General features: G+C 60.7%; 23 protein-coding genes and 1 tRNA gene. 11 read left to right on the plus strand and 13 right to left on the minus strand.

Annotation, left to right across the window (positions count from 1 at the left end; translation table 11 throughout):
• Positions 1–4 precede the first annotated feature (4 nt).
• On the minus strand, positions 5–754 hold the full coding sequence (locus tag FFS64_RS09675; RefSeq protein WP_137805182.1) for an SDR family oxidoreductase: 750 nt from the start codon (positions 752–754) through the stop codon (positions 5–7).
• A gap of 99 nt (positions 755–853) precedes the next feature.
• Between FFS64_RS09675 and FFS64_RS09680 the strand changes: the two genes are divergently transcribed.
• The 4 genes from FFS64_RS09680 (at position 854) to FFS64_RS09700 (ending at position 3,634) form a co-directional block, all read left to right on the plus strand.
• Positions 854–1,750, plus strand: a complete 897-nt coding sequence (locus tag FFS64_RS09680; RefSeq protein WP_137805183.1) for a LysR family transcriptional regulator — start codon at positions 854–856, stop codon at positions 1,748–1,750.
• Between the two features lie 288 nt (positions 1,751–2,038).
• On the plus strand, positions 2,039–2,491 hold the full coding sequence (locus FFS64_RS09690; protein ID WP_095195211.1) for an Ohr family peroxiredoxin: 453 nt from the start codon (positions 2,039–2,041) through the stop codon (positions 2,489–2,491).
• 79 nt (positions 2,492–2,570) lie between these two features.
• A complete protein-coding gene (locus FFS64_RS09695) occupies positions 2,571–3,023 on the plus strand; it encodes an Ohr family peroxiredoxin (protein WP_137805185.1) in 453 nt (150 codons plus the stop codon).
• Between the two features lie 152 nt (positions 3,024–3,175).
• Entirely contained in the window at positions 3,176–3,634 is a 459-nt protein-coding gene (locus FFS64_RS09700; RefSeq protein WP_137805186.1) for a MarR family winged helix-turn-helix transcriptional regulator, read from the plus strand.
• Positions 3,635–3,759: 125 nt separating this feature from the next.
• Here FFS64_RS09700 and FFS64_RS09705 read toward each other — a convergent pair whose 3' ends face one another.
• Positions 3,760–4,860: a polyamine ABC transporter substrate-binding protein gene (locus tag FFS64_RS09705; RefSeq protein WP_137805187.1), complete on the minus strand. Its 1,101-nt coding sequence runs from the start codon at positions 4,858–4,860 to the stop codon at positions 3,760–3,762.
• 296 nt (positions 4,861–5,156) lie between these two features.
• Positions 5,157–5,231: transfer RNA gene (locus tag FFS64_RS09710), tRNA-Gln, on the minus strand.
• A gap of 333 nt (positions 5,232–5,564) precedes the next feature.
• Between FFS64_RS09710 and FFS64_RS09715 the strand changes: the two genes are divergently transcribed.
• The gene (locus FFS64_RS09715) at positions 5,565–7,277 is read left to right on the plus strand and encodes an amidase (RefSeq protein WP_137805188.1); all 1,713 of its coding nucleotides are present in this window, start codon (positions 5,565–5,567) and stop codon (positions 7,275–7,277) included.
• A gap of 71 nt (positions 7,278–7,348) precedes the next feature.
• Here the strand turns inward: FFS64_RS09715 and FFS64_RS09720 are convergent, their stop codons facing one another.
• The 7 genes from FFS64_RS09720 to FFS64_RS09750 form a co-directional block, all read right to left on the minus strand.
• On the minus strand, positions 7,349–8,239 hold the full coding sequence (locus FFS64_RS09720; RefSeq protein WP_137805189.1) for a transporter: 891 nt from the start codon (positions 8,237–8,239) through the stop codon (positions 7,349–7,351).
• A gap of 193 nt (positions 8,240–8,432) precedes the next feature.
• Positions 8,433–9,494 (minus strand): NADH:ubiquinone reductase (Na(+)-transporting) subunit F, encoded by a 1,062-nt coding sequence (locus FFS64_RS09725; RefSeq protein WP_137805190.1) that lies wholly within the window; start codon positions 9,492–9,494, stop codon positions 8,433–8,435.
• Positions 9,495–9,504: 10 nt separating this feature from the next.
• Positions 9,505–9,864, minus strand: a complete 360-nt coding sequence (locus FFS64_RS09730; RefSeq protein ID WP_137805191.1) for a phenol hydroxylase subunit P4 — start codon at positions 9,862–9,864, stop codon at positions 9,505–9,507.
• A gap of 129 nt (positions 9,865–9,993) precedes the next feature.
• Entirely contained in the window at positions 9,994–11,526 is a 1,533-nt protein-coding gene (locus FFS64_RS09735) for an aromatic/alkene/methane monooxygenase hydroxylase/oxygenase subunit alpha (RefSeq protein ID WP_137805192.1), read from the minus strand.
• A gap of 47 nt (positions 11,527–11,573) precedes the next feature.
• Positions 11,574–11,846 (minus strand): MmoB/DmpM family protein, encoded by a 273-nt coding sequence (locus tag FFS64_RS09740; protein ID WP_130210668.1) that lies wholly within the window; start codon positions 11,844–11,846, stop codon positions 11,574–11,576.
• Positions 11,843–12,838 carry an aromatic/alkene monooxygenase hydroxylase subunit beta gene (locus tag FFS64_RS09745; protein ID WP_137805193.1) on the minus strand — a complete coding sequence of 332 codons (996 nt, stop codon included), beginning with the start codon at positions 12,836–12,838 and terminating at the stop codon, positions 11,843–11,845. The genes FFS64_RS09740 and FFS64_RS09745 overlap by 4 nt, the downstream gene beginning before the upstream one ends.
• 42 nt (positions 12,839–12,880) lie before the next feature.
• Positions 12,881–13,135, minus strand: a complete 255-nt coding sequence (locus FFS64_RS09750; protein ID WP_095195197.1) for a phenol hydroxylase subunit — start codon at positions 13,133–13,135, stop codon at positions 12,881–12,883.
• Between the two features lie 383 nt (positions 13,136–13,518).
• On the opposite strand from FFS64_RS09750, the gene FFS64_RS09755 reads away from it, so the two are divergent.
• Positions 13,519–15,201, plus strand: coding sequence for a sigma-54-dependent Fis family transcriptional regulator (locus FFS64_RS09755; protein WP_137805194.1), 1,683 nt, complete (start codon positions 13,519–13,521; stop codon positions 15,199–15,201).
• Between the two features lie 42 nt (positions 15,202–15,243).
• Here the strand turns inward: FFS64_RS09755 and FFS64_RS09760 are convergent, their stop codons facing one another.
• Complete coding sequence (locus tag FFS64_RS09760) at positions 15,244–16,569, minus strand: OprD family porin (RefSeq protein WP_137805195.1); 1,326 nt, start codon at positions 16,567–16,569, stop codon at positions 15,244–15,246.
• Between the two features lie 601 nt (positions 16,570–17,170).
• Between FFS64_RS09760 and FFS64_RS09765 the strand changes: the two genes are divergently transcribed.
• The 4 genes from FFS64_RS09765 to FFS64_RS09780 all read left to right on the plus strand — a co-directional run bounded on the left by FFS64_RS09765 (position 17,171) and on the right by FFS64_RS09780 (position 20,989).
• Positions 17,171–17,833 (plus strand): glutathione S-transferase family protein, encoded by a 663-nt coding sequence (locus FFS64_RS09765; RefSeq protein WP_137805196.1) that lies wholly within the window; start codon positions 17,171–17,173, stop codon positions 17,831–17,833.
• Between the two features lie 115 nt (positions 17,834–17,948).
• On the plus strand, positions 17,949–18,233 hold the full coding sequence (locus FFS64_RS09770) for a hypothetical protein (protein ID WP_137805197.1): 285 nt from the start codon (positions 17,949–17,951) through the stop codon (positions 18,231–18,233).
• A gap of 204 nt (positions 18,234–18,437) precedes the next feature.
• Positions 18,438–19,814, plus strand: a complete 1,377-nt coding sequence (locus tag FFS64_RS09775) for a pyridoxal-phosphate dependent enzyme (protein ID WP_137805198.1) — start codon at positions 18,438–18,440, stop codon at positions 19,812–19,814.
• Complete coding sequence (locus tag FFS64_RS09780) at positions 19,811–20,989, plus strand: PLP-dependent aspartate aminotransferase family protein (protein WP_137805199.1); 1,179 nt, start codon at positions 19,811–19,813, stop codon at positions 20,987–20,989. Before FFS64_RS09775 ends, FFS64_RS09780 begins: the two co-directional genes overlap by 4 nt.
• Before the next feature lie 57 nt (positions 20,990–21,046).
• On the opposite strand, the gene FFS64_RS09785 is transcribed toward FFS64_RS09780, so the two are convergent.
• On the minus strand, positions 21,047–21,439 hold the full coding sequence (locus tag FFS64_RS09785) for a GFA family protein (protein ID WP_137805200.1): 393 nt from the start codon (positions 21,437–21,439) through the stop codon (positions 21,047–21,049).
• A gap of 258 nt (positions 21,440–21,697) precedes the next feature.
• Positions 21,698–22,441 carry an SDR family oxidoreductase gene (locus tag FFS64_RS09790; RefSeq protein WP_137805201.1) on the minus strand — a complete coding sequence of 248 codons (744 nt, stop codon included), beginning with the start codon at positions 22,439–22,441 and terminating at the stop codon, positions 21,698–21,700.
• A 121-nt stretch (positions 22,442–22,562) separates the two neighbouring features.
• Here FFS64_RS09790 and FFS64_RS09795 point away from each other — a divergent pair, with 121 nt between their 5' ends.
• Complete coding sequence (locus tag FFS64_RS09795; RefSeq protein WP_137805202.1) at positions 22,563–23,480, plus strand: LysR family transcriptional regulator; 918 nt, start codon at positions 22,563–22,565, stop codon at positions 23,478–23,480.
• Positions 23,481–23,484 lie beyond the last annotated feature (4 nt).

Genomic DNA, 23,484 nt, shown 5'->3' on the forward strand with positions numbered 1-23,484 from the left:
GATCTCAGACCAGCGACATGCCACCGTCCACGTGCAACTCGATGCCGTTGACGTATGAGCTGTCGCTGGACGCCAAGTAGAGCGCCGCTTGCGCCAACTCATTGGCCTCACCCACGCGACCGGCGGGAATCATGTCCGCCAGCATCTGCATGAAGCCTGGACGCTGTTCTTCTGAAACCCCCAGTTTGCCGATGATCGCCGTGTCGACCGGGCCCGGGCTCAGCACATTGACGCGTATCCGCCGCGCTCGCAGCTCCAGCGCCCAATTGCGTGCAAACGCCGCGATGGCCGCTTTGGACCCCGCATACACAGCATGCCCCTCGAACACTTTTGTTGCGGCCAGGGAGCTGGTCAAAATGATACTGCCACCGTCACGCAACAACGGCACGATCGACTGCACACCAAAAAACACACCACGGGTATTGATGTTGAATTGCGCGTCGAACTGTTCTGGCGTGACCTGCTGCGAAGGCGTCGAGGTGACGACCCCGGCGTTGGCCATGTAGATATCCAGCGCACCGAATCGCTCGTGTACTTGCGCGGCCACCTCGGCATGATGCTCAAGACTGGCGACATCGCCCTTAATGCCGATGGCGCCATGACCGATCTGGCGAACGGCGTCGTCCAGTACCGCTTGCCGACGGGCCGTGACAATCACTTGCGCGCCCTCTTTGGCAAACAGGCACGCCGAGGCCAAACCAATACCGCTGTTGCCGCCGGTGATCACCGCGACCTTACCTTGAAGACGTTGCATCTGCTGACTCCGCTTGTTGAAGAAGCGCAGTATCATGGCGCGCGCATCCAGCCAACCAGTCCAGCAAAAGGCACATCTGTTGTGCTGCGGAGTCACAAGATGTCGAGTCTGTTGAATCAATCCGCCAGCCTGATAGCCTTCGTCCGCGCCGTCGAAGCCGGCTCGTTCAGCGCCGCCGCGCGCAACGCCGGGACCACACCTTCGGCCATCTCCAAAAGCATTGCCCGGCTGGAGACGGAGCTCAATGCCAAGCTGTTCCGCCGCTCCACGCGAATGCTCAGCCTGACGCCCGAGGGCAAGGCCTTTTTCGAGCGCGTCGCACCGCTGCTGCAAGCCATCGATGACTCCGCCGACGCCCTGCGGGACAGCGGCGATGCGCGCGGTCACCTGCGGGTCAGCATGCCCAGCGAACTCGGGCGATTGCTGATGCCGCGGATCAGCTCGGTGTTCCTCGCCGATCACCCCGACCTGGAGCTGGACCTGACCTTGCTCGATCACCGTGTAGAGCTGATTCGCGAAGGTTACGACGTGATTTTCCGCGTCGGCACCCTCGCCGACAGCGACTTGAAAAGCCGCACCCTCGCCCAACTTGATATGGCGTTGGTGGCATCCCCGGCGTTCCTTGATGAATGGGGTAACCCGACCTCTATCGAAACACTGCGTGCCCTGCCCTTCGTGCGCTATCAGTTGAACGGTCAGACCCTGCCCATCGTTTTTGCCAACGGTGAAACCCTGGTCCCGCGTGGCCGCATTGGCCTGGACTCGGGGTTCGGCCTGCGCGCCGCCGTACTCGGCGGCATGGGGGTGGCCTACCTGATGAAATGCACGGTGCAGCAAGACCTGGATTCAGGTGCCTTGATACAGGTACTGGCCGATCACCCGCTGCCAACCCGGGCGATTCATTCGCTGCACGCCTTTGGCACGCTGACGCCGATCCGGATCAAGCTGTTTGCGGATTTTGTGCAGCGGGAGTTGCAGTGGTTGGGTTCTGCGTAAGACGTTCAAAATTACACGCAGCCTGTAGGAGCGAGCTCTGCTCGCGATGGTCGTCAACGATAACGCGCCCAACCTGACACCCCGTGGTGCTCTCCGGTTTATCGCGAGCAAGCTCGCTCCTACAAGAGGCGCGAATGCCTCTGGACGAGCCATGCAACCATTCGTCGCCCAGGTACAAAAATACCCCTTGACGTCAATTGGGTTCTGCGGGATTATCACTTCAATCGGATGCGATTTTAACGCACACGACACTAAATCAAACCTGATTGCAGCAACGAGGATTCAACCATGAGCAAGATCGAAAAAGTCCTGGCCACCGGCAAGACCCACACCACACTCAGCAGCGCTGACAACACCTTGCGTGGCCATAACGGCAACCTCGACATCGAGCTGTCGTCGCCCGGTTCCGCCAAGCCGGATCACGTGTTCGCCGCCACCCAGCCACACCCGAAAGCCGAGCAACTGTTCGCCGGCGCCTGGTCGGCCTGCTATACCGCCGCGGTCGGTCTGGTGGCCCAGGAACGCAACATCGTCTTGCCAGCTGATCTGGCCGTCGACATCGAAGTCGACCTGGGCCAGACTGGTCCGGCCTACTTCCTTCAGGCCCGACTGACCCTGCGTGTGCCGGGGCTGGCACAGGATGTCGCGACCGAGTTGGCGCACATCGCCGATTCCATCTGCCCTTACTCCAAAGCAACACGCGGCAATATCGACGTTGCCCTGAACGTAATCACGGCGTAAATGTTTTGTTGCGATATTAATATCGCACACGATGCAAGCGCACACGAATTATTAAGGCTGTTAACCCGAGGGAATCATCATGAGCAAGATCGAAAAAGTACTGGCCAGCGGCAAAACCCACACCACCCACAGCAGCGCCGGTACCACCTCGCGCGGCCATAACGGCAGTCTCGACATCGAACTTTCGTCGCCCGGCAGGACCACTCCGGCACACGTGTTCAACGGCGTCCAGCCGCACCCGAAAGCCGAGCAACTGTTCGCCGGCGCATGGTCGGCCTGCTACATCGCCGCCGTGGGTCTGGCCGCCCAGCAAGCGAAGGTGACACTGCCGGCGGATCTGGCGGTCGATATCGAAGTCGATCTGGGCCAGACCGGTGCGGAATACTTCCTCCAGGCTCGCCTGACCTTACGTGCACCTGGCCTTGACCATGGCGTCGCCACCGAACTGGCGCATAAGGCGGACACCATCTGCCCGTACTCCAAGGCAACCCGCGGCAACATCGACGTCACCCTGAATGTCGTCACCGCGTAACGCACCCTGCGGTCGGTTTGCCAGGCATTTCCCTGGTGAACCGGCCGTCGGCCTTTACACGGCTTGAGGCGACCGACGGGTTCGAGCACTTCCGACACCATCGCATCCGACGTATAGTTTCAGCCTGTCAAGATCGGCCAAAGAGATCACCCATGAAAACCACCGACAAGCCATCCGCCCTGGATCTCAAGCTCTCCGACTTCCTGTGTTTTGCGGTCTATTCCACCAACCTCGCCTTCGGCAAGGCCTACAAGCCGATGCTCGAACGGCTCGGTCTGACCTACACGCAATACATCACCCTGGTTGCGCTGTGGGAGGAAGACAACCAGACCGTTGGCAGCCTCGGTGAAAAGCTGTTTCTCGAATCCAACACCCTGACGCCGATCCTGAAAAAGCTTGAGGCAATGGGGTATCTGCTACGCCAGCGCGACCCGGAAGATGAACGTCAGGTGCGCATCAGCCTGACCAAAGAAGGCCGAAAACTACGCGAAGGCCTGACCGAAGATGGCTTCCCGCAGACTGGCCTTGATCCCGATGATTTCGTGAACATGCAAAAAGCGGTGGTGGCGTTGCGCAATAACCTGATCCGCACCACCCACTCGGATAAATGAATGTGACGGTTTAACACCGCACCTGTGGAGCGAGCCTGCTCGCGAAGCGATGTGCCAGACGACATCAACGTTGAATGTGCCGCCGTCTTCGCGAGCAGGCTCCCACAGGCTTTTTGGCTCAAAAACTATTTGTCTGACTTGATCGCCGTCCAGACCCGCGTACGCACCCGCTCCAGCTTCTGCGGCAACGGCTGCACGACATACAGGGTTTTCAGCGCCTCGGGGGTCGGCGTCAGGTTCGGATTGCCGGTGATCTCCTTGTTGATCAGCGCCAGCGAATCCTTGTTGGCATTCGGGTAACCGAGGAAGTCGCTGATTGGGGCAATGACTTTGGGGTCGAGCAAAGTGTTGAGAAACTCGTGGGCTTCTTCAACGTTTTTCGCGCTTTTGGGAATGGCGAAGGTGTCAAACCAGATCGGTGCGCCCTCCTTCGGCAAGCGCCAGTCGACCACCACGCCGTTGCCCGCTTCTTTGGCGCGGTTGCCGAACTGGTAGAAGCTGCCGGAGTAACCGATGGCCACGCAAATATCGCCGTTGGCGATGTCGGTCATGTACTTGGCGGAGTTGAAGTAGGTGACGTAGGGGCGAACCTTCAGCATCAGCGCCTTGGCTTTTTCGTAGTCGTCCGGTTTCTGGCTGTTCGGGTCCAGTCCCAGGTAATGCAGGGCCAACGGCAGGATTTCCGAAGGCGAGTCGAGCATCGCCACGCCACAGGCCTTGAGCTTCTGCATGTTTTCCGGCTTGAACACCAGATCCCAGCTATCCACCGGCGCATTCTCGCCCAGCGCCGCCTTGACCTTGGCCGGGTTGAAGCCAATCAGCACGGTGCCGTACATGTAAGGCACGCCGTACTGGTTGCCGGGGTCGTTGGCGTCGAGCAGCTTGAGCAGTGCCGGGTCCTGATGCTGCCAGTTGGGCAGCTTCGACTTGTCGAGTTTCTGGAACACGCCGGCCTTGATCTGGGTTTCGATGAACTGGTTCGATGGCACCACCAGGTCGTATCCGGAGTTGCCGGTCAGCAGCTTGGCTTCCAGTGACTCGTTGGTGTCGAAAGTGTCCCAGGTCACTTTGATGCCGGTCTTCTCGGCGAAATCCTTGGGTACGGACGGCAGGATGTAATCTGCCCAGTTATAAACCCTCAACTCGCGCTGTTCGGCGTGCACCGCGCTGGCCAGCAGCGTCAGCCCACAAACCGTGGCGCTCAGGATGCGTTTCATGGTTTCCATGGATCAGTTCCCCAATGTCAGCTCGTTGGTTTTTGTTTTTCGTAAACGGCAGCGGCCTAAAGAATAGCCAAGGGCAAAGATGATCAAGACTCTGGTTGTGGATTCAGGTGGTGCTGCTGAGTCAGCGGCCCGTTTCGATTCTTGCTGACAGCCTGGACGGTTCACAGCGTGAGGCAGGCCAAAAGGAGATCGAAATGGCCAATATCCGTGTCCGGATGGATCAGGTCCGCACCTGGGGGATAATCTGCGGGCATAAAAAAACGCCAGTCCCTATCGGAACTGGCGTTTCTTGAAGATGGCAGGGGCGGCTGGATTCGAACCAACGCATGGCAGGATCAAAACCTGCTGCCTTACCGCTTGGCGACGCCCCTGCAGATACTGCGATGAGTGCCTGGCACTCGATTCCTGATTCACCGCCTGTTTAACGGGCTGTGCTGGAATGCGCGGAAATTTACCAACTTTTACTTCAACTGGGAAGCCCCATCGTTCACAATTTTTCTTTTAAAACAGCTACTTGTTAATCGAGTCCGCCACGGCTTGGTGCAAAATAGAACGCCAAGGGTTGAAATCCCGATGCCGCCGCGTAAGGCTGTGCAACCAGTACCGACTTGAAAACCCTTTTAGAGAAGTGATGTCCCTGTGCTCAAGTTTCCCCGTGAGGCAAACACTCACCGCATTCCACATCAGCAGCCGGTGGTAACCGCATGATCGAAGTCACCGAAGTTTCCATTGCCCAATTGCGCGCTGCGCTCGAATCCGGCCAGACCACGGCGGTTGAACTGGTTGAGGCTTACCTCGCCCGCATCGACGCCTATGACGGCCCCGACACCCCGATCGCGCTCAATGCAGTGGTAGTCCGCAACCCGGATGCACTCCAGGAAGCGCAGGCGTCCGATGCCCGTCGGGCCAAGGGCCAGACGCTGGGTCCGCTCGACGGCATTCCTTACACGGCCAAGGACAGTTACCTGGTCAAAGGCTTGACCGCCGCTTCAGGCAGCCCCGCCTTCAAGGACCTGATTGCCTACCGCGATGCATTCACCATCGAACGGCTGCGCGGCGCCGGGGCGATCTGCCTGGGCAAGACCAACATGCCACCGATGGCCAATGGCGGTATGCAGCGTGGGGTCTACGGTCGTGCCGAAAGCCCGTACAACGCTGCCTACCTCACCGCCCCGTTCGCTTCAGGTTCGTCGAACGGAGCCGGCACTGCCACCGCCGCCAGTTTCGCTGCCTTCGGCCTGGCCGAAGAAACCTGGTCGAGCGGACGCGGCCCGGCGTCGAACAACGGTTTGTGCGCCTACACGCCTTCGCGCGGGGTGATTTCGGTGCGTGGCAACTGGCCGCTGACGCCGACCATGGACGTGGTCGTGCCGTTCGCCAGGACCATGGCCGACCTGCTCGAAATCCTCGACGTGGTGGTGGCCGAGGACCCGGATACCCGTGGCGACCTGTGGCGCCTGCAACCCTGGGTGCCGATTCCGAGCGTTACTTCGGTGCGCCCCGCCTCCTATCAGGAACTGGCCGTGAAGTCCGATTCCCTCGCTGGCAAGCGCTTCGGTGTGCCAAAGATGTACATCAACGCCGACCCTGAAGCGGGCACCAGCGAAGCACCGGGTATCGGTGGCCCGACCGGTCAGCGCATCAACACCCGTGATTCGGTGATCGGCCTTTGGCAAGCCGCACGCCAGGCCCTGGAAGCCGCCGGTGCCGAAGTGCTCGAAGTGGATTTCCCGCTGGTATCCAACTGCGAGGGCGATCGTCCTGGCGCGCCGACCGTGTTCAACCGCGGGATCGTGTCCAAGGAGTTCCTGCACCATGAATTGTGGGACCTGACGGCATGGGCCTTCGATGATTTCCTGCAAGCCAACGGCGATCCGAAGTTGAATCGCCTGGTAAACGTCGACGGCCCGCTGATTTTCCCCCACGACCCGGGAACCCTACCCAACCGCGAGGGCGACCTGGCGGCCGGTATGGACGAGTACGTGAAGATGGCCGAACGCGGTATTACCCCGTGGGACCGGATCAGCACAGTGCCTGACGGACTGCGCGGGCTTGAAAAGACCCGCAAGATCGATCTCGAGGAATGGATGGATCGCCTGGGCCTGGATGCGGTGCTGTTCCCGACGGTGGCCGACGTCGGCCCGGCGGATGCCGATGTCAATCCGGCGTCCGCGGATATCGCCTGGAGCAACGGTATCTGGGTGGCCAACGGCAACCTCGCGATCCGCCACCTGGGTGTGCCCACGGTGACCGTGCCCATGGGCGTCATGCCGGATATCGGCATGCCGGTGGGGCTGACCTTTGCCGGCCGGGCCTATGACGACTCGGCACTGCTGCGCTTTGCGGCGGCATTCGAATCGACCGGCAGCAAACGCCAGATTCCGCCGCGCACTCCGCCGCTGTCTGCCGGCAAATAAATAACATGTGGGAGCGAATCTGCTCGCTCCCACAGGGTTCTGCAGTGATCACACAGTCGTGGACTGCATTCTCAAAACGGTACGGTCAGCTTCATCCAGTACGCATTGCCCTGCGCCCGGTTACGCACGCCGGTTTCCTGCTCCCATTTCCCCGTGACAATCCACCCCGCCTTGCTGGTGTATTTGATCGACGGCCCGATGGCCAGCGAGCGCCCCTTGTTATTGTCAATCGTCTCGCCGTTCTGGCGGTCGTCGGTGACCTGTCGATAGTAGTAGCCGCCGACGCCCAGTACCCAACCATTGCCCAGCCCCCAGCCAACGGCATAGTCGACATGAAATTCCTGCCCCGAGCGGTAGTCGGTCGCCGGGTTTTCGCGGTTGAAGTCATACATGATCTTGGCATCGAGGTTGAGCCCGTTCGGGTCGATGTACGACATGGCGTAGACCGGTTCGATGACCCAGTAATTGCGCCCGGTGTTGGCCAGGTCGCCACGGTCGTAGCGACCGGTCGGGGCGATCATGTCCAGAGCGAGGATGCTGTGGAATTTTTCGCTGTGGTGAAAACCCAGCGCCGGGCCGAAGATCACATCGCCCAAGCCTTGCTTGCTTTGCGAATGGCCGTTGAGTTCAACCTTGAGATCCACCAGCGGCACGATCGCGTGAAGCGCCACGCTGGCACCGAACAAGGTGTAGTCGCTGACCCAGATCAGCCGCGGGGTGATGGCGTTGGCGCGTACGCGAAAATCCACCGGCAGTTTGCGGCCGTCGTTGCCCCGCAGGTTGTCGGCCTCATAGTGGGTGACGAACAATTGCCCGTAGAAACCCGGTGGCGGCATCGCCCCGGACAGGTAGTTTTCCGCACCCAACGGGTAGGAAGTGCCGCCACCTTCAGTGGCGTGGGTAGCAAGAGGCAATGCGGCCAGTGCAGCGGTCACGATCAGTTTTGTTGTTGTGCGAGTCATGCAGTTCAACCTTTATTGTTGTTATTGGTCGGGCACGCCCTGCCCTCTCACTGGCGGCGAGAAGACAGGAATGAGATCGGTAACCTCTGTGGGAGCGGGCTTGCTCGCGAAGACGGTGTGTCAGGCACTGAGATGTCGAATGCGCTGCCGCTTTCGCGAGCAAGCCCGCTCCCACATGGGGTTGGGAGTCACTTCAGATACGTTTGAACAGTGCGGAACGCTGGGTTGGTTCGCCTCCGTCGGCGGCGCTGTAGAAGCGCTCCATGAAGATGTCGCGTTCGAACAGCCGGCCCTGCATCAGGCAGGTAATGGCTGAATCGATCATCACCGGCGGCCCGCACAGGTAAGCCTTGCGGTTGCTGAAGCGACCGTCGAAATGATGCCGGGCGGCGTCGTGCACATAGCCCTTGAACCCCGTCCATTCAGGATCCTCGACCGCCTGGCTGAGCGCCGGCACATAGGTGAAGTTGGCGTGATCCCGGGCCAGTGCCTCGAACAGTTCGCAGTTGTACAGTTCGGCGCGGTTGCGCGCGCCCTGGAACAACGCGATCTGGCGGGTATCGCCGGCTTCCAGCAGGTCGAGGATCATCGACTGCGGGCTGGATAATCCGGACCCACCGGCGATGAAAATCAAGTCGCCACCTTGCGAAGAGCGGACGAAAAACTGCCCGTACGGTCCGGACAGGTCCACCGCATCGCCGACCCTCAACTCATCGTGAATCTTGCCGGTGGCCAGCCCGCCTTCGACCCGTCGCACATGCAGCTCGACTTCATCGGCACGACTCGGTGGATTGGCCAGCGAGAACGCCCGGGTGCCTTCGATCCCCGGCAGTTGCAGGTTGATGTACTGACCGGCCTGAAAGGCCATGGGCCGGTCGAGCTTGAGGTGCACGCCCTTGATGGTCGGCGACAGATCCACCAGCGCGCTGACTACCGCGCGATAGTCCTCGACCGGATGCCCGAGGAAATCCGGGTCCGCATCGATATCGGCCTCGATCACCATGTCGCTTTGCGGGATCGCACAGCACGCCAACACTTTGCCCTCATCGCGCTCCATGTCCATCAACGCAAAGGACGACGCCGCGCCCAGGTCCGCTTCGCCTTCCAGTACCTGGACCTTGCAGGTGGCGCAAGTGCCATGGCCGCAGGCAAACGGCAGCCACACGCCTTGGCGCAATGCGGCCTGGAGGATGGTCTGCCCCTCTTCCACTTCAATCTGTTCGCCAGTGGGTTCGATCGTAACTTGGTAACTCATGGCCGTGTCCTCAGTTGAAGCTGCCGGCTATGCCGTGCAAGCCAGGGGTGTCGAGGTGCAGCAGGCTCTTGTGGTCGATGCCGTTGGCGATCAGGCTCGCCGCGTTATCCGGGGTGAACGGCCGGTCGTTGAGGCGCCACAGCGCCTGGCTGAAATCGACCCGTGCCGCGTCCGGGTGCCGGGCAATCGAGGGCTTGACCACCTGTTCGATGAAGTCGCTGAACGGCATTGCCGGTGGCAGCGGAAAGGTAAACGGGGAGCAGAACATCAGGTGTTTTTCCCAGCACAGGTACACCAGTTGCAGGCCGTTGAAATTCTCCTGGCGGTCCAGGGGTTGGGCGTTGTAGGCGCCGATGGCTGTCACGGGCATGATCTTTTCCTTATTTTTGTGTAGGTGCGAGCTTGCTCGCGATGGCGGTGCGACAGTCCCTGAATAAGGTGAATGTTCCGCCCTCATCGCGGGCAAGCCCGCTCCCACAGGGGGTTGTAGGGGCAGTGGTCAGCCGGCCTTGGCCGGCGCGCTGTTGCGATCGTTGGGGTGCCAGTCCTGCCAGCGTCGATGCTCGGTCGAGCCCAGGTATTCGAAGTTGTCCTGGCCGGGGTTGATGTTGTAGTAGTCGCGCACCACCGACTCCACGTCGCCGCCACCGCAGTTGCCCTGCAGGATCTGGTGCACCGGCAACCAGGCCTGGATGTACTTGGTCGGTTCGTATTCGAAGATGTCGCAGCAGCCCTGGGAGCAGAAGTGATAGCGCTCGCCTTCGTGTTCGGCGCTGCGATGGCTGAGGGTGGTAGGGTCATCCGGTTCGCCAAACGCCAGCGGGATCTGGCAGATCTGGCAAAGCATCGGCAGGGTCGGGTTGTAGAAACGCTCGCCCTTCTCTTGCAGCGCCCGCCAGTGCTCGAAGCGTGGGCGGTAGATCTTGTCGAAGGTGTCTGGATATTTGGAGGACAGCCAATCCAGTTCTTCGTCAGTCGGCATCCAGGTGTGGAAGTTGGTCGCCTGGCTGTACTGGTAAAAGATCGACCAGGCCTGGTGGCTGACGTGGTCCTTGCCGATATTCGCTTCTTCGACATGCTTGGGCGGACGGATGCCGTAGCGCTCCAGGTCCTTGAACAGCGCACCGCCGGCCTCTTCGAAATACACGCCCCAGGCTTCGGACCAGGACATGACTTTGTTGGGCAGCATGTAGTCCATCATCATCCCCACCAGCGTCAGCAGGCGGTAACCGCGCCAGAACCACTTGTCGATCCAGCGCTGGATGATCGGCACGTTGTCTTCGTGCTGCTCCAGCAGGAATTTGATCACCTCCAGGCCCAGGGTCATGTGCCGGGCTTCATCGGACTGCGCGGAAAAACCGAAGGTGACCGTGGCCATGTCGCCGTTGAATGCCGCGCCGGACATGAAGGGCACGAACAACAGGTTGGTCAGCACGTACTCGAACGAAAACGAAATCGCCGTGAGGAATTCGAACGGGCCAGCGGTGCGCGCATCTTCGAAGAACGACTTGGGCACCGAGAGAAACCACACCCGGTCGTGCATGTGGGCAAAATCATGCAGGCCGTTGAAGTGTTTGTTGTAGTGACTCATGGCGTGGATCTGGGTCTGCACATGGCGCAGTTCGTCGATGGCCTGCATCTGGCAGGCGATCCGCGCACCGGCACCGCTGAATTGCCGGCCGACCCGGGCGAAGCCTTGGTAGGCCTGGTATTCCAGCGGCGTGACACCGGACAAAAACAGCTTCAGCGCGTTGACATAACGGGCGTCCGAGAGCGTGGTATGGCCGTTGTTCTGCGAGAACGCATCGAAGATCGCGTAGAGCTTTTTCTCTTTCTCGGCCTGGTATTTCCAATAGGTGTCCATGGTCAGGCGGAACGGGTCTTCCCACTTGTCCCAATCGGTGATCTTGATCCCCTCGAAACGCTCGTGAGGGTAGATATCCTCGTGGGTCTGGTAGCTCGGCTCCCAGTCCAGGTCACGGGTCATGCAGCGGTATTTTTCTTTGGCATTGAGGCGTTTTTTCACGGCCATGATGGCGCTCCCGAATTCTTGTTATGGATCAGTGGCTACAGGCGTGATCAGCTGTTCCAGTACAGGGAAAAGCTGTCGTCCTCTTCCACGACGTTGCCGCCGAGGGTGATCACGTACATCAGCATTTCCTGGATATCCCAGGGGCTGCCGGTGAGCTGTTCCACCGTGTCGCGCCGAATGTCCAGGCGGCCCTCGGCCTCGATGCGGATCATCGAAGGCTGGTGCTGGATCTCGGCATGGGGGTTGTCCTGCACGATGGCGTCGACGATCGAGCGTGCGTAGTCGGTGTCCTGCAGGTTCATGTAAACCAGGGAAGTCATGGGCGGGCTCCTGTGAGGCCGAGTTTTTTCAGGCGAGCGCTGAACTCGGTGCAGACGCCATCCAGCGCCGACTCATCGAGGCCGAGCCCGGCCAGCGGTTGCAGTGCATTCACCGAACGCTGGCTCCAGTGATCGACCCAGCCCTGGACCAGGTCCTTGTTGGCCGGGCTTTCGTTGATCACCGTCTTGAGCAGCGCATCGACCCAGCGTTGGCTTTCGGCGAACCACAGGCGCATGAACTCGGTGAGCATGCCGACTTGCCCGGCGCCATTGGCCGTGAGTTGTTCGTCGAGTTTGTGGAACAGCAGCGGGGACACCAGGCCGTCGCTGACCAGGTTCTGCGCCACGGTCAATTCGAACCAGTCACGCACCACCAGGGTGTCTTCGACGTAGCGGCGCATGCCCTGCCACGCCGGATCGTTGAGCCACTGCTGCTTGGCCTGGGCCAGCAGCAGGACGTCGCCGTCATCGAGCATCAGGCCAATCCGCGACAGGTACTGGGCGATGCCCAGGCGATCCATGGCCTGGAACATGTGCATCTGCGTCACGCTGGTACCGAAGCCATCGGCGGCGATGTTGCTGTTATTCATGTTCGCGCCCATTTCGGCGTGACGCAGGGGCAACAGCAGCTTGCTGATCAGCTGGATGTTGGCGCTGGACAGGCCGGCGAGCATGTCGCGTTTTTCGCAGAAGGCGTAATCGTGCTCGGCGTTTTCCTGCATCTTGGCCCGGGCCTGGACGTAGGCGCCGTAGTAGTACTGGCGCGGGTCACTGACGGCATACCAGTCGGCCATGACCACCGCGGTGCGGGTGGCATCGTTGAGCAGTTTGTCCGGCTGCCACAGCGGCCGGTAATGGAAATTGGTCGCCGACTCCAGGTCGAAACTGGCTTCCTGATAACGGCTGGCTACCTTGTCGCCAAACCGGCGACGGGTGTGGCTGAAGGTATTGCGGATCGTCTCGACGGTGGTCGTTTTGATCTCGACACTCATGGAGTGGACTCCTGTGGTTATTGTTTTTTTAGCAATGGGTGGTTAGTCAGCGTCGCGGGTTTCGCCGTAGCGCCACTTGCGCGCATCGGCGTCGAGAGCCTCGGACATCTGCGCATCCATGTGCTGCACGCGGTTGTTTTCGCAGAACTGGCGGAACGCCTGACGCGGCAGCACCAGCTCGACAAACAGGTCGGGAAAACCGATGGCGAAATCAAATTCGACGAAGGTGTCATCAGGCCCGCTGCGTACGCGGATGTAGCGCGGCATCTGATCGAAAGTGCTGCCAGGTTGGCTCATGCTCGAGTACTCCCTTGTTATGTTCGGGGTACGGAGCAACAAGGGTGCCAGTGCGGGAAAATCGTCTGAAAATGATTTTTTATTCGTTATAAAACAAATAGATATGAATACAGTTCGACGCACACGAACAATCACTCCCCGGTGAAGAACCCCTCCCGTGAACCGGCAATTTGATCATTTGCTCAATCGTCTCCAGCGCTTTCGAGCAAATGAATCAATCACGCGACGATTGACTTTTCACTCGCTTTCAGGCCGCTTAGAAAAAGAAAAAGCGACCTTGCCTTGCCTGAAAAAAAACGGTCGCTATTGATGCGTAAAAAAACCGCCATGGCCTGAGCGGAACGCGTCACCCCCCAATAACTACAAGCCCAGGGGCGCACTGAATGATCACCACGTACAAGGCTTCCCAACATCCGCCGTCACTCAAGGACCTGAGCGACCAGGTTCGCTTTCACGGGAGCGAGGGCAAGATCTGGCTGAACGAGCAACGCATGCTGCTGATCCAGGTTTCGATGATGGCGTCGTGCAGACGCGAGTTGATCGAAATGCTCGGCGTCGAGCGTGCCAAGGGATTTTTCCTGCGCCTGGGCTATCAATCCGGGCTCAAGGACGCCGAACTGGCGCGCAAGTTGCGGCCCCAGGGCAGCGACCTGGAAATGTTCTTCACCGGTCCGCAACTGCATTCGCTCAAGGGCATGGTCAATGTCATCCCGCAGACCATCGACATCGATCTGGCCAACGGTCAGTTCTACGCCGAGATCGAGTGGCAGGATTCCTTCGAAGTGGAAAATTGCCGGACCGAAAACCTTCACTCCGACCAGCCGGTGTGCTGGATGCTGCTCGGTTATGCCATCAGCTACAGCTCGTTTTTCGTCGGCCGGCAAATCATCTACAAGGAGGTCACCTGCCGCGGTTGCGGCGATGCTCATTGCCGGATCATCGGCAAGCCGGCCGAGCAATGGGACGATGCCGAAGAGATCATGCGTTACTTCCAGAGCGACCCGATCATCGATGAACTGCAAGCGCTGCAGGTGCAAGTGGCGAACATGCGCCAGCGCTTGCAGATCGAGGCCGGCAAGTTCTACGGCATCGGCCAGTCGGCGATCTACCGCCGCACCTGCGCGCTGATCGACAAGGTGGCCCTGGGCAAGGCGTCGGTGTTGCTGCTGGGCGAGACCGGTGTCGGCAAGGAAGTCATCGCCCGCAGCCTGCATTTGCGCAGTGAACGCGCCGGCGGGCCGTTCATCGCACTGAACTGCGCCGCCATCCCGCCGGACCTGATCGAGGCTGAATTGTTCGGCGTGGAAAAAGGCGCCTACACCGGCGCCCAACAGTCGCGCATGGGCCGTTTCGAGCGGGCCAATGGCGGCACGCTGTTTCTCGATGAAATCGTCGAATTGACCCCACGCGCGCAGGCTACGTTGCTGCGCGTGTTGCAGGAACAGGAATTGGAACGGGTCGGTGACTCACAGACCCGCAAGGTCGATGTGCGAGTCATCACCGCGACCCACGAGGACTTGGAAGAAGCCGTCAGGCAGGGGCGTTTCCGTGCCGACCTGTTCTATCGCCTGAACGTATTCCCGGTGCGTATCCCGGCCTTGCGCGATCGTCGCGAAGACATCCCGCTGTTGATCGAGCACTTCCTGGAAAAACTCCACGCCAGCTACAAGAAAAAGACCCTGGGCCTGTCTGACCGCGCCCTTCAGGTGTGCCTGAACCATGACTGGCCCGGCAACATCCGCGAGCTGGAGAACCTGATGGAACGGGGCGTGATCATCACCGACGAGAACCAGAGCATCACCGTCGACGCCCTCTTCCCGCATTCGCCGCAACTGGCCGAAAGCATTGGCCTGGCCAGTGACGGGCGGCTGGTCAAGACGCCTCCGTCGTGCAGCCAGGACTGGGTCGACAGGATCATCGACAGCGGTATCGCGCTGGATTCGGTGGAAGACGCACTGATTCACGCGGCCATGGAGCGCAGCCAGCAAAACGTCTCGGAAGCGGCACGTTTGCTGGGCATGACGCGTCCGGCGCTGGCCTATCGACTGAAGAAATCACCCGGTTGATGAAACTGAGCGGACGATGATGACCTGTGGCGATCAGGGGGGTTACAACAACGGGATCGCGTAGTTGACGATGAAGCGGCTCTGATCAACATCACGACCGGCATCGGTGTTCGACTGGCCATTGCGCAACGAGAAGCCGACGTTCTTGAACGTGCCCGACTGAATCACGTAGTCCAGGGTCATGTCGCGCTCCCACTCGGATTGGTCCCCGGCGTCCTGCGTCTTGATGCCGGTGCCCTTCAGATACACGATCGACGCTTTCAGCCCCGGCACGCCCAGCGCCGCGAAGTCGTAGGTGTACTGACCGAAACGGGTCTGTTCGCCCGCGCGGGTGAAGCTCTGGATCATGCGGTCGGTGGGCAGGTAGACGCTGCCGCCACCGGCGCCTTTGTCCGGCAGGCTGCCCTGGTTGGGCTGGACGAAGTTGCTGCCATCGCCTACCTGTTGATACCCCAGCGCCACCGCGTGGCCGCCATTGGCATAAGTGATCATCGCGGCCCAGGTGTTGTTGTCGATCTCACCGTCGTTGTTTTCGGTGTAACCCGACACCCGATAGCCTTGTGCCCGGCCTGCGGCCGAACTGTTGGCACCGCTCGAGGTGGTGCGGAAGTAGCGCAGGTCGGTGGTGATCGAACTGGCGCTATCGATCGGCAGCAGGTGAGTCAGGCCGAAGAAGTTCTGGTTGTAGAAATCCTCCAGCTGCGCGAAGTAATACTGGGCCTTGAGGGTTTTGGTGACCTCATAGTCCCCACCGGCGAAATAGAACTTGTTGCTGTCCCGGGTGGCGCCGGCGACCGACAGCCCGGTGCGATCCGTCGAGGCACGCCCCACGGCCTGCTCCAGCAAGCCGCTGGTCAGGGTCAGGCCATCGATGTCTTTGGAGGTGATCTGGGTACCGGTGAACGATTGCGGCAACACACGGGCATCGTTGGAGATCAGGATCGGCAGTTTTGGCAGCAGCGTGCCGTAGCGCAACTCGGTTTTGCCGAGGCGCATTTTCGCGGTCGGGCCGAAACTGCTCCAGGTGTCGGCAGCGTCGTCGCCATCGGACGGGATCATGCCGCTGCCGACGTGGCGCCCTTTGCCGCTGTCGAGCGTCACGCCCAACAGCGCCTGGGCATCGAGGCCGAAACCGACCGTGCCCTGGGTGAAACCGGATTCATAGCGCAGCACAAAACCCTGGGCGGTTTCTTCGGTTTTCGAGGGGGCTGCCGCGCCGTCGCGGTTGTCGCTGTTGAAGTACAAAGTGCGCAACGACAGTGTGGCTTTGCTGTCTTCGAGAAAGCCGTGAGCGTTGTTGTCGGCGGCCTGGGCGCACAGGGAGCCTGTGGCCAGCAGGATGGCGGTGGGGATTGCTCGGTTGAACATACGGGGCTCCTGGGTTGTTTCTTATCGTTATTGGGTGTTTCGTTGCTAATTCGGGCGCGCAAGATCCCGCGCCCGATGGGTGAACATGGGTGTTATGGTTTTATTGTTTTCTAACGGCTGGAAAAGCCAAAACGAGGCGGCCTGACAACCGACCTGATTACAGGTTTGTCCGCGATCCCCTGTGGGAGCGAGCCTGCTCGCGAAGACGGAGTTTCAACCGAAGACTACTTGAGTGTCACACCGCCTTCGCGAGCAGGCTCGCTCCCACAATGGGCCGGCGTACACCCACTGCTTTTCAGCACTCATCAGGCCAAGCGTTAGCTCGCCTTCCGCTTTTGATCTTGATCCACCCACCCCCATCCCCTGAAAGCATCACGCTAAAATTCGTGAAACTCTTAAAACATTTCAAGCCACGATAATCAAACAAGATGAAAGTAGTTTTCGTGCAGGGACAAGGCTTGTCGCGCAGAGGTACGGATGGCCGAATCAAATGAAAATTCACCCCACAGGCTTTCATCGATTTGCCCCTCCTGAATCGAACATCGCACCACGCCCGACAATGGCCGATACTGCATCCCACCCCGTACCGAGGAGAAGCAAGATGCCCCTGACTCTGTACTACCACCCCCTCTCATCGTTCTGCCACAAGGTTCTGATCGCGCTCTACGAACACGGTATCGAATTCGAAAAACGCATCATCGACCTGTCCAGCGCAACCGACCGCGCGGAACTCGAAGCCCTCTGGCCGATCGGCAAATTCCCGGTGATCCGCGACCACGACCGCCAGCGCAACGTGCCGGAATCGAGTGTCATCATCGAGTATCTGGACCAGTTGTATGCCGGCCTGCATCAGCTGATTCCCGACGATTGGGACACTGCCTTGCAGGTACGGCTGTGGGATCGTTTGTTCGACCACTACGTCCAGGAGCCGCTGCAACAGATCGTCGCCGATCGTTTGTATGCCACCCATGGCGACCTGACGAAACAACGCGCCACCCTGTTGACCGCCTACGGCATGCTCGAGCGCCAGTTGCACGCCCGAACCTGGGTGGCCAGCCCGGACTTCAGCCTGGCCGATTGCTCCGCCGCCCCGGCCCTGTTCTATGCCATCACCCTCGTGCCCTTCCCCCATGACTGCCGGCACCTGAGCGAGTATTTCGAGCGGTTGACACAACGACCCTCGATCCAGCGAGTCATCGACGAAGCCAAACCGTGGTTTTCTTTCTATCCGTTTGCCGAGGCCATACCGGAGCGATTCCGCTAGCCGTTGCACAAAGCCAACGAAGTTTCCTGACTGTTGGCCCGCGCCTTGCTTTGGCTGATTTCGCCGGGGAATGTGGGTGTGCATCCCCGCGGCGCAATCGACTGTGGAGGTGCGCATGGCGGGGCAAGCAACGCTGGCGGTACTGACGGCTGCACTGGCAGCCATCGTGATCGTCATGGTCGCGGTATGCGCGGCCGCTGCGGCGGCACTGGTTACGTCGGCTACCTTCACCGCCATCGGCCTGGCGGAACGGGTCATGCCGGATATCCAGCCCCTGGCGGCCCTGGCCCTCACGCCGAACCAGGCAATGATCATGGCCACCCTGCAAGCCGGGAGCCTGACCACCGTCACCGAGCTGATGCAACAGGTTAATCTGGCCATGATCATGGCGACGCTCTAGGCGCTTCATTGACCCGCAACACTCCCCATAAAGCCAACCCATCACAGGGAAATTACCCAATATCGGGGGTAGTTTCGCCGGGCCGGTTGCGCGCGTGACGATCCCGGCCTATGGTCCAGACGAAGCGTTATTGCCGTAACCCGTGCGATGACTCGCCGACGGTTGATGGCAACCCACCGAGGATCCAAGCAGCGAGGTGACGACATGCCGAACGACTCCCGCCCTGCCGTGCTCGAACTGATCGGCAACACGCCGCTGGTGCGTGTCAGCCGTTTCGATACCGGTCCCTGTACCCTGTTTCTCAAGCTCGAATCACAAAACCCCGGCGGTTCGATCAAAGACCGCATCGGCCTGGCGATGATCGACGCCGCCGAGCGCGACGGCCGCCTCAAGCCCGGCGGCACCATCGTCGAAGCCACCGCCGGCAACACCGGGCTGGGCCTGGCGCTGGTCGGCCGGGCCAAAGGCTACCGGGTGGTGCTGGTGGTACCGGACAAGATGTCCACCGAGAAAGTCTTGCACCTGAAGGCGATGGGCGCCGAGGTGCACATCACCCGCTCCGATGTGGGCAAGGGCCACCCCGATTACTACCAGGACGTTGCCGGACGGTTGGCCGCGGAAATTCCCGACGCCTTCTTCGCCGATCAGTTCAACAACCCGGCCAACCCGCTGGCCCACGAATGCAGCACCGCACCGGAGATCTGGGCGCAAACCCAGCATGATGTCGACGCGATTGTCGTCGGCGTCGGCTCGGCCGGCACCTTGACCGGCCTGACCCGGTTCTTCAACCGCGTGCAGCCGAACCTGGAGATGGTGCTGGCCGACCCGGTCGGATCGGTGATGGCCGAATACAGTCGCAGCGGCACCCTCGGTACGCCCGGCTCCTGGGCCGTGGAAGGCATTGGCGAAGACTTCATTCCGTCGATTGCCGACCTGTCCAGCGTGCGCCACGCCTACTCCATCAGCGACGAGGAAAGCTTCGATCACGCCCGCCAATTGCTGCGCGCCGAGGGCATTCTCGGCGGTTCGTCGACCGGCACCTTGCTGGCGGCGGCGCTGCGTTATTGCCGCGAGCAAACCGAACCGAAACGGGTGGTCAGCTTCGTCTGCGACACCGGCACCCGTTACCTGTCGAAGGTCTACAACGATCAGTGGATGTCCGATCAGGGCCTGCTGCAAGGCAAACTCTACGGCGACCTGCGCGACCTGATCGCTCGGCGTTTCGAGGATGGCCGGGTGATCAGCGTCGGGCCGGACGACACCCTGCTCACCGCGTTCCAGCGCATGCGCCTGGCGGATGTCTCGCAACTGCCGGTGCTTGTCGGCGGCAAGCAACTGGTCGGGGTGATCGATGAGTCCGACATTCTGCTGAATGTGCAAAGTGGCGATGCGCACTTCCGCATGACCGTGACCAGCGCCATGACCGACAAACTGCAAACCCTGCCTCCCGAGGCCAGCCGGGCACAACTGCAAGAAGTCCTCGACCGCGGGCTGGTGGCGATCATCGCCGACGCTTCGGGCTTTCATGGCCTGATTACCCGGGTCGACATGCTCAATCACTTACGGAGAACCCTTGCATGAGTCAGCACGATAAAAACGCCGCACCCCGCGGCTTCGCCACCCGGGTGATCCACGCTGGACAGACGCCAGACCCGACCACGGGGGCGCTGATGCCGCCGATCTATGCCAACTCCACCTATCTGCAAGAAAGTCCCGGCGTACACAAGGGCTTCGACTACGGACGCTCGCACAACCCGACACGCTTTGCGCTGGAACGCTGTGTGGCCGATCTCGAAGGCGGCACCCGGGGTTTCGCTTTCGCCTCGGGACTGGCGACGATCTCCGCCGTGCTCGAACTGCTCGATGCCGGCTCGCACATTGTCTCCGGCAATGACCTGTACGGCGGCACGTTCCGCCTGTTCGACAAGGTGCGCCAGCGCAGCGCCGGACACCGTTTCAGCTACGTCGACCTGACCGAACCGGGCGCCTTCGAAGCGGCGTTGCAGGACGACACGCGCATGGTGATGGTCGAGACGCCGAGCAACCCCCTGCTGCGCCTCACCGACCTGGCCGCCATCGCCCGCACCTGCCGTGACCGCGGCATCATCTGCGTGGCCGACAACACCTTTGCCAGCCCCTTTATTCAGCGCCCGCTGGAGCTGGGTTTCGACATCGTGCTGCACTCGACGACCAAGTACCTCAACGGCCACTCCGACGTGATCGGCGGTATCGCCGTGGTCGGCCAGAACGCCGAACTGGCCGAGCGCCTGGGCTTCCTGCAAAACGCGGTAGGCGCCATCGCCGGGCCGTTCGACGCCTTCCTCACCCTGCGCGGCGTGAAAACCCTGGCACTGCGCATGGAACGCCACTGCAGCAATGCGCTGGAGCTGGCGCAATGGCTGGAGCGTCAGCCGCAAGTGGCGCGCGTCTACTACCCGGGCCTGCCCTCGCACCCCCAACACGAACTGGCGCGCAGGCAAATGCGCGGCTTCGGCGGGATGATCTCCCTGGACCTGAACACCGACCTTGCCGGCTCAAAACGTTTCCTGGAAAACGTGCAGATCTTCGCCCTCGCCGAGAGCCTGGGTGGCGTCGAAAGTTTGATCGAACACCCGGCCATCATGACCCACGCCACCATTCCCGCCGACACCCGTGCGCAGCTGGGTATCGGCGATGCGCTGGTACGGCTGTCCGTGGGGGTCGAGGATGTCGAAGACCTGCGGGCGGATCTGGCTCAGGCGCTGGCGCGGATCTGACGGTTCAAGGACAGACTGCGAACGTCCGCCGCCGTGCCGATGGGGCACGGCGGCGGGTTATTCCTCAAGGCGCCCCGTGGACTCGCGATCGCGCTCGTAATGTCTATCGAAGGGAAACGCCGGCAACCACGCTTCGCGGCGTACGGTCCAGCTTTCGTAAGTGGGCGTCAGTTGATCGGGCACATCGAGGGCCCCCAGGTTCACTTCGATTTCATCGTCGGTGCGATTGAAAACCGATGAGCCGCAGCGCGGACAGAAAAACCGCCCGGCGTAGCCCCGGGTTTCACCGTCGATGGTCACCGCTTCCTCAGGGAAAATCGCGGAGGCATGAAACAGTGCCCCATGGTGCTTGCGGCAGTCGAGACAGTGACAAAGACCGACCCGGTACGGACGGCCCGACGCCACGATCCGCACATTGCCGCACAGGCAACCGCCGGTGAATCGTTCCATGGTGCATCTCCTCTTCGAACGACGGGTCGCAAGGTTTGACAACGAAGTCCGTCAGTTGGCCGCGAGCTATGGCTCGACCGTTTTGCGATCGGCCAATTATCGATAGTAAAAATAGCAGTTTGATATTTTCCAAGGCCTCGCTGGCGGTGAGCCGCATGAAAACGGCAAGTCGAGGTCGGAGGAAAACGCCGCGTGCGTCATTGCATAACAAAAGCGCCCTTGCCTTTCGGCAAGGGCGCAAACGGCGCAAGGCGACAATCAGAAATCTTGCGAGGCAGGACGCAGGACGATCTCGTTGATGTCGACATCAGCCGGCTGTTCGATCGCGTAGGCAATGGCCCGTGCAACCGAAGCTGCTGGAATGGCCTTCTTGTAGAACTCGCCCACCACCTCGGCGCTCGGCTGGTGGCCGCTACCGAATTTGAGTTCGGAATCGACCGCGCCCGGCTCGATAGTGGTCGTGCGGATATTGCCGCCCACTTCGTGACGCAGGCCCTCGGAAATGGCGCGCACAGCGAATTTGGTGCCGCTGTAGACCGATCCACCGGGGCTGAACACCTTGATGCCGGCGACCGAGGAAATGTTGATGAAGTGCCCACTGGCCTGTTTCTCGAACAGCGGTAACGCTGCCGCGATGCCATACAGTACGCCCTTGATGTTGATGTCGATCATGCGATCCCACTCATCGACACGCCGCTCGGCGATTGGCGAGATCGCCATCAGACCCGCGTTATTGATCATGACATCGATGCGACCGAACGCCTCGACAGCCTTGGCGACCAGCGCGGACAAGTCCTCTTGGCGGGTGACATCGATGGGATGGGCAATCGCCTGTCCGCCAGCGGCGGTGATCTCCCGGACAATCGCGTCCAGACGATCCTGGCGACGAGCGCCAAGCACCACCTGTGCGCCGAGTGCTGCCAGATGACGAGCCGTTGCCTCGCCCAGACCGCTGCTTGCACCGGTGATGACGACCACTTTGCCCTGGATGTTTTTACTCATGTTCGCGCTCCTGTTGAGGCTTGCCTGGGTTGATGGATTCAGTCTGCGCTGGTTTTATCTATCAGAAAATGGAAGAGTTCGGATTTGAGAATTCCACTTTCTGGAACAGGAGTTGACGGCAATGCTCAACCGCATGGAGCTGATCCGCATCTTTTCGGTGGCGACGCAGTCGGCGACCTTTCGCGATGCCGCCATTCGCCTCGGCACCTCTCCACAGACCGTGACCCGGGCAATCAAGGAGCTGGAACGCACGTTCGGGGAGCCGTTGTTCCATCGCAGCACCCGACAGGTCCACGTGACTGCGTTTGGCGCCGAACTGGCCCTCCAGGCGCGGGAAACCCTGGAGCGTGTCGATCAGTTGTTTCTCGCCAACAGCAAACACGAGGAAAAAGGCATTGTCGGCCGCGTCGGCATCACGGCTCCCCACGCCATCGGCAAGCTGTATGTGATCGAATACCTGAAACCGCTGATACGGGATAACCCTGGTCTGAGCATCGACTTGAGCCTTGATGATCAACTCACCGACGCGGTGGCCAGCAAGATAGACATCGGCATTCGTATCGGTGCCGTACGGGATCGGCGCTACATCGCCAGAACGGTTGCCCGTGTCGACCTGAAAATCGTGGCAACCCCATCACTCCTCGACGCCGTTCAACACCCCGGCAGCATCGAGGAATTGAAACGCTTGCCCCTGTCGATGCTGATGGATCGCAGCAACGGCCGCCCCTGGCCGTGGGTGCTGGCCGAGGGACAGGCGTTCCTGCCTGTGTCCCCGGCCTTTACTTGCGACGATCCCGAAACCGAGCGTGAGATTGTTCTGGCGGGGCTCGCCTTCGGGCAAATGCCCAGCTACCTGGCGCAGCCGTATTTGTCTGAAGGCCGGCTGGTCGAGGTCATGCAACAGGATGCTCCGGCACCGACCGAATTGATCATGTATCGCCCGCAGTCAGGGCCGGTGGCGCCCCGAGTCAGGCTGGTGTACGACCATTTGGTCAATAGCTTCTCCAATCCGGACATCTTCCCGCAGAGCAAACGCTGAACGA

The organism is Pseudomonas sp. G(2018) (assembly GCF_005502415.1).
Classification (GTDB): domain Bacteria; phylum Pseudomonadota; class Gammaproteobacteria; order Pseudomonadales; family Pseudomonadaceae; genus Aquipseudomonas.

Excerpts from the sequence above, each read along its gene's own strand:
- FFS64_RS09695 (WP_137805185.1), top strand. The coding sequence starts at position 2,571 with ATGAGCAAGATCGAAAAAGTACTGGCCAGCGGCAAAACCCACACCACC.
- FFS64_RS09775 (WP_137805198.1), top strand. The coding sequence starts at position 18,438 with ATGCCGAACGACTCCCGCCCTGCCGTGCTCGAACTGATCGGCAACACG.
- FFS64_RS09735 (WP_137805192.1), bottom strand. The coding sequence starts at position 11,526 with ATGGCCGTGAAAAAACGCCTCAATGCCAAAGAAAAATACCGCTGCATG.
- FFS64_RS09780 (WP_137805199.1), top strand. The coding sequence starts at position 19,811 with ATGAGTCAGCACGATAAAAACGCCGCACCCCGCGGCTTCGCCACCCGG.
- FFS64_RS09785 (WP_137805200.1), bottom strand. The coding sequence starts at position 21,439 with ATGGAACGATTCACCGGCGGTTGCCTGTGCGGCAATGTGCGGATCGTG.
- FFS64_RS09765 (WP_137805196.1), top strand. The coding sequence starts at position 17,171 with ATGCCCCTGACTCTGTACTACCACCCCCTCTCATCGTTCTGCCACAAG.
- FFS64_RS09745 (WP_137805193.1), bottom strand. The coding sequence starts at position 12,838 with ATGAGTGTCGAGATCAAAACGACCACCGTCGAGACGATCCGCAATACC.
- FFS64_RS09770 (WP_137805197.1), top strand. The coding sequence starts at position 17,949 with ATGGCGGGGCAAGCAACGCTGGCGGTACTGACGGCTGCACTGGCAGCC.
- FFS64_RS09730 (WP_137805191.1), bottom strand. The coding sequence starts at position 9,864 with ATGCCCGTGACAGCCATCGGCGCCTACAACGCCCAACCCCTGGACCGC.
- FFS64_RS09700 (WP_137805186.1), top strand. The coding sequence starts at position 3,176 with ATGAAAACCACCGACAAGCCATCCGCCCTGGATCTCAAGCTCTCCGAC.
- FFS64_RS09675 (WP_137805182.1), bottom strand. The coding sequence starts at position 754 with ATGCAACGTCTTCAAGGTAAGGTCGCGGTGATCACCGGCGGCAACAGC.
- FFS64_RS09740 (WP_130210668.1), bottom strand. The coding sequence starts at position 11,846 with ATGACTTCCCTGGTTTACATGAACCTGCAGGACACCGACTACGCACGC.
- FFS64_RS09755 (WP_137805194.1), top strand. The coding sequence starts at position 13,519 with ATGATCACCACGTACAAGGCTTCCCAACATCCGCCGTCACTCAAGGAC.
- FFS64_RS09690 (WP_095195211.1), top strand. The coding sequence starts at position 2,039 with ATGAGCAAGATCGAAAAAGTCCTGGCCACCGGCAAGACCCACACCACA.
- FFS64_RS09790 (WP_137805201.1), bottom strand. The coding sequence starts at position 22,441 with ATGAGTAAAAACATCCAGGGCAAAGTGGTCGTCATCACCGGTGCAAGC.
- FFS64_RS09715 (WP_137805188.1), top strand. The coding sequence starts at position 5,565 with ATGATCGAAGTCACCGAAGTTTCCATTGCCCAATTGCGCGCTGCGCTC.
- FFS64_RS09725 (WP_137805190.1), bottom strand. The coding sequence starts at position 9,494 with ATGAGTTACCAAGTTACGATCGAACCCACTGGCGAACAGATTGAAGTG.
- FFS64_RS09680 (WP_137805183.1), top strand. The coding sequence starts at position 854 with ATGTCGAGTCTGTTGAATCAATCCGCCAGCCTGATAGCCTTCGTCCGC.
- FFS64_RS09750 (WP_095195197.1), bottom strand. The coding sequence starts at position 13,135 with ATGAGCCAACCTGGCAGCACTTTCGATCAGATGCCGCGCTACATCCGC.
- FFS64_RS09705 (WP_137805187.1), bottom strand. The coding sequence starts at position 4,860 with ATGGAAACCATGAAACGCATCCTGAGCGCCACGGTTTGTGGGCTGACG.
- FFS64_RS09720 (WP_137805189.1), bottom strand. The coding sequence starts at position 8,239 with ATGACTCGCACAACAACAAAACTGATCGTGACCGCTGCACTGGCCGCA.
- FFS64_RS09760 (WP_137805195.1), bottom strand. The coding sequence starts at position 16,569 with ATGTTCAACCGAGCAATCCCCACCGCCATCCTGCTGGCCACAGGCTCC.
- FFS64_RS09795 (WP_137805202.1), top strand. The coding sequence starts at position 22,563 with ATGCTCAACCGCATGGAGCTGATCCGCATCTTTTCGGTGGCGACGCAG.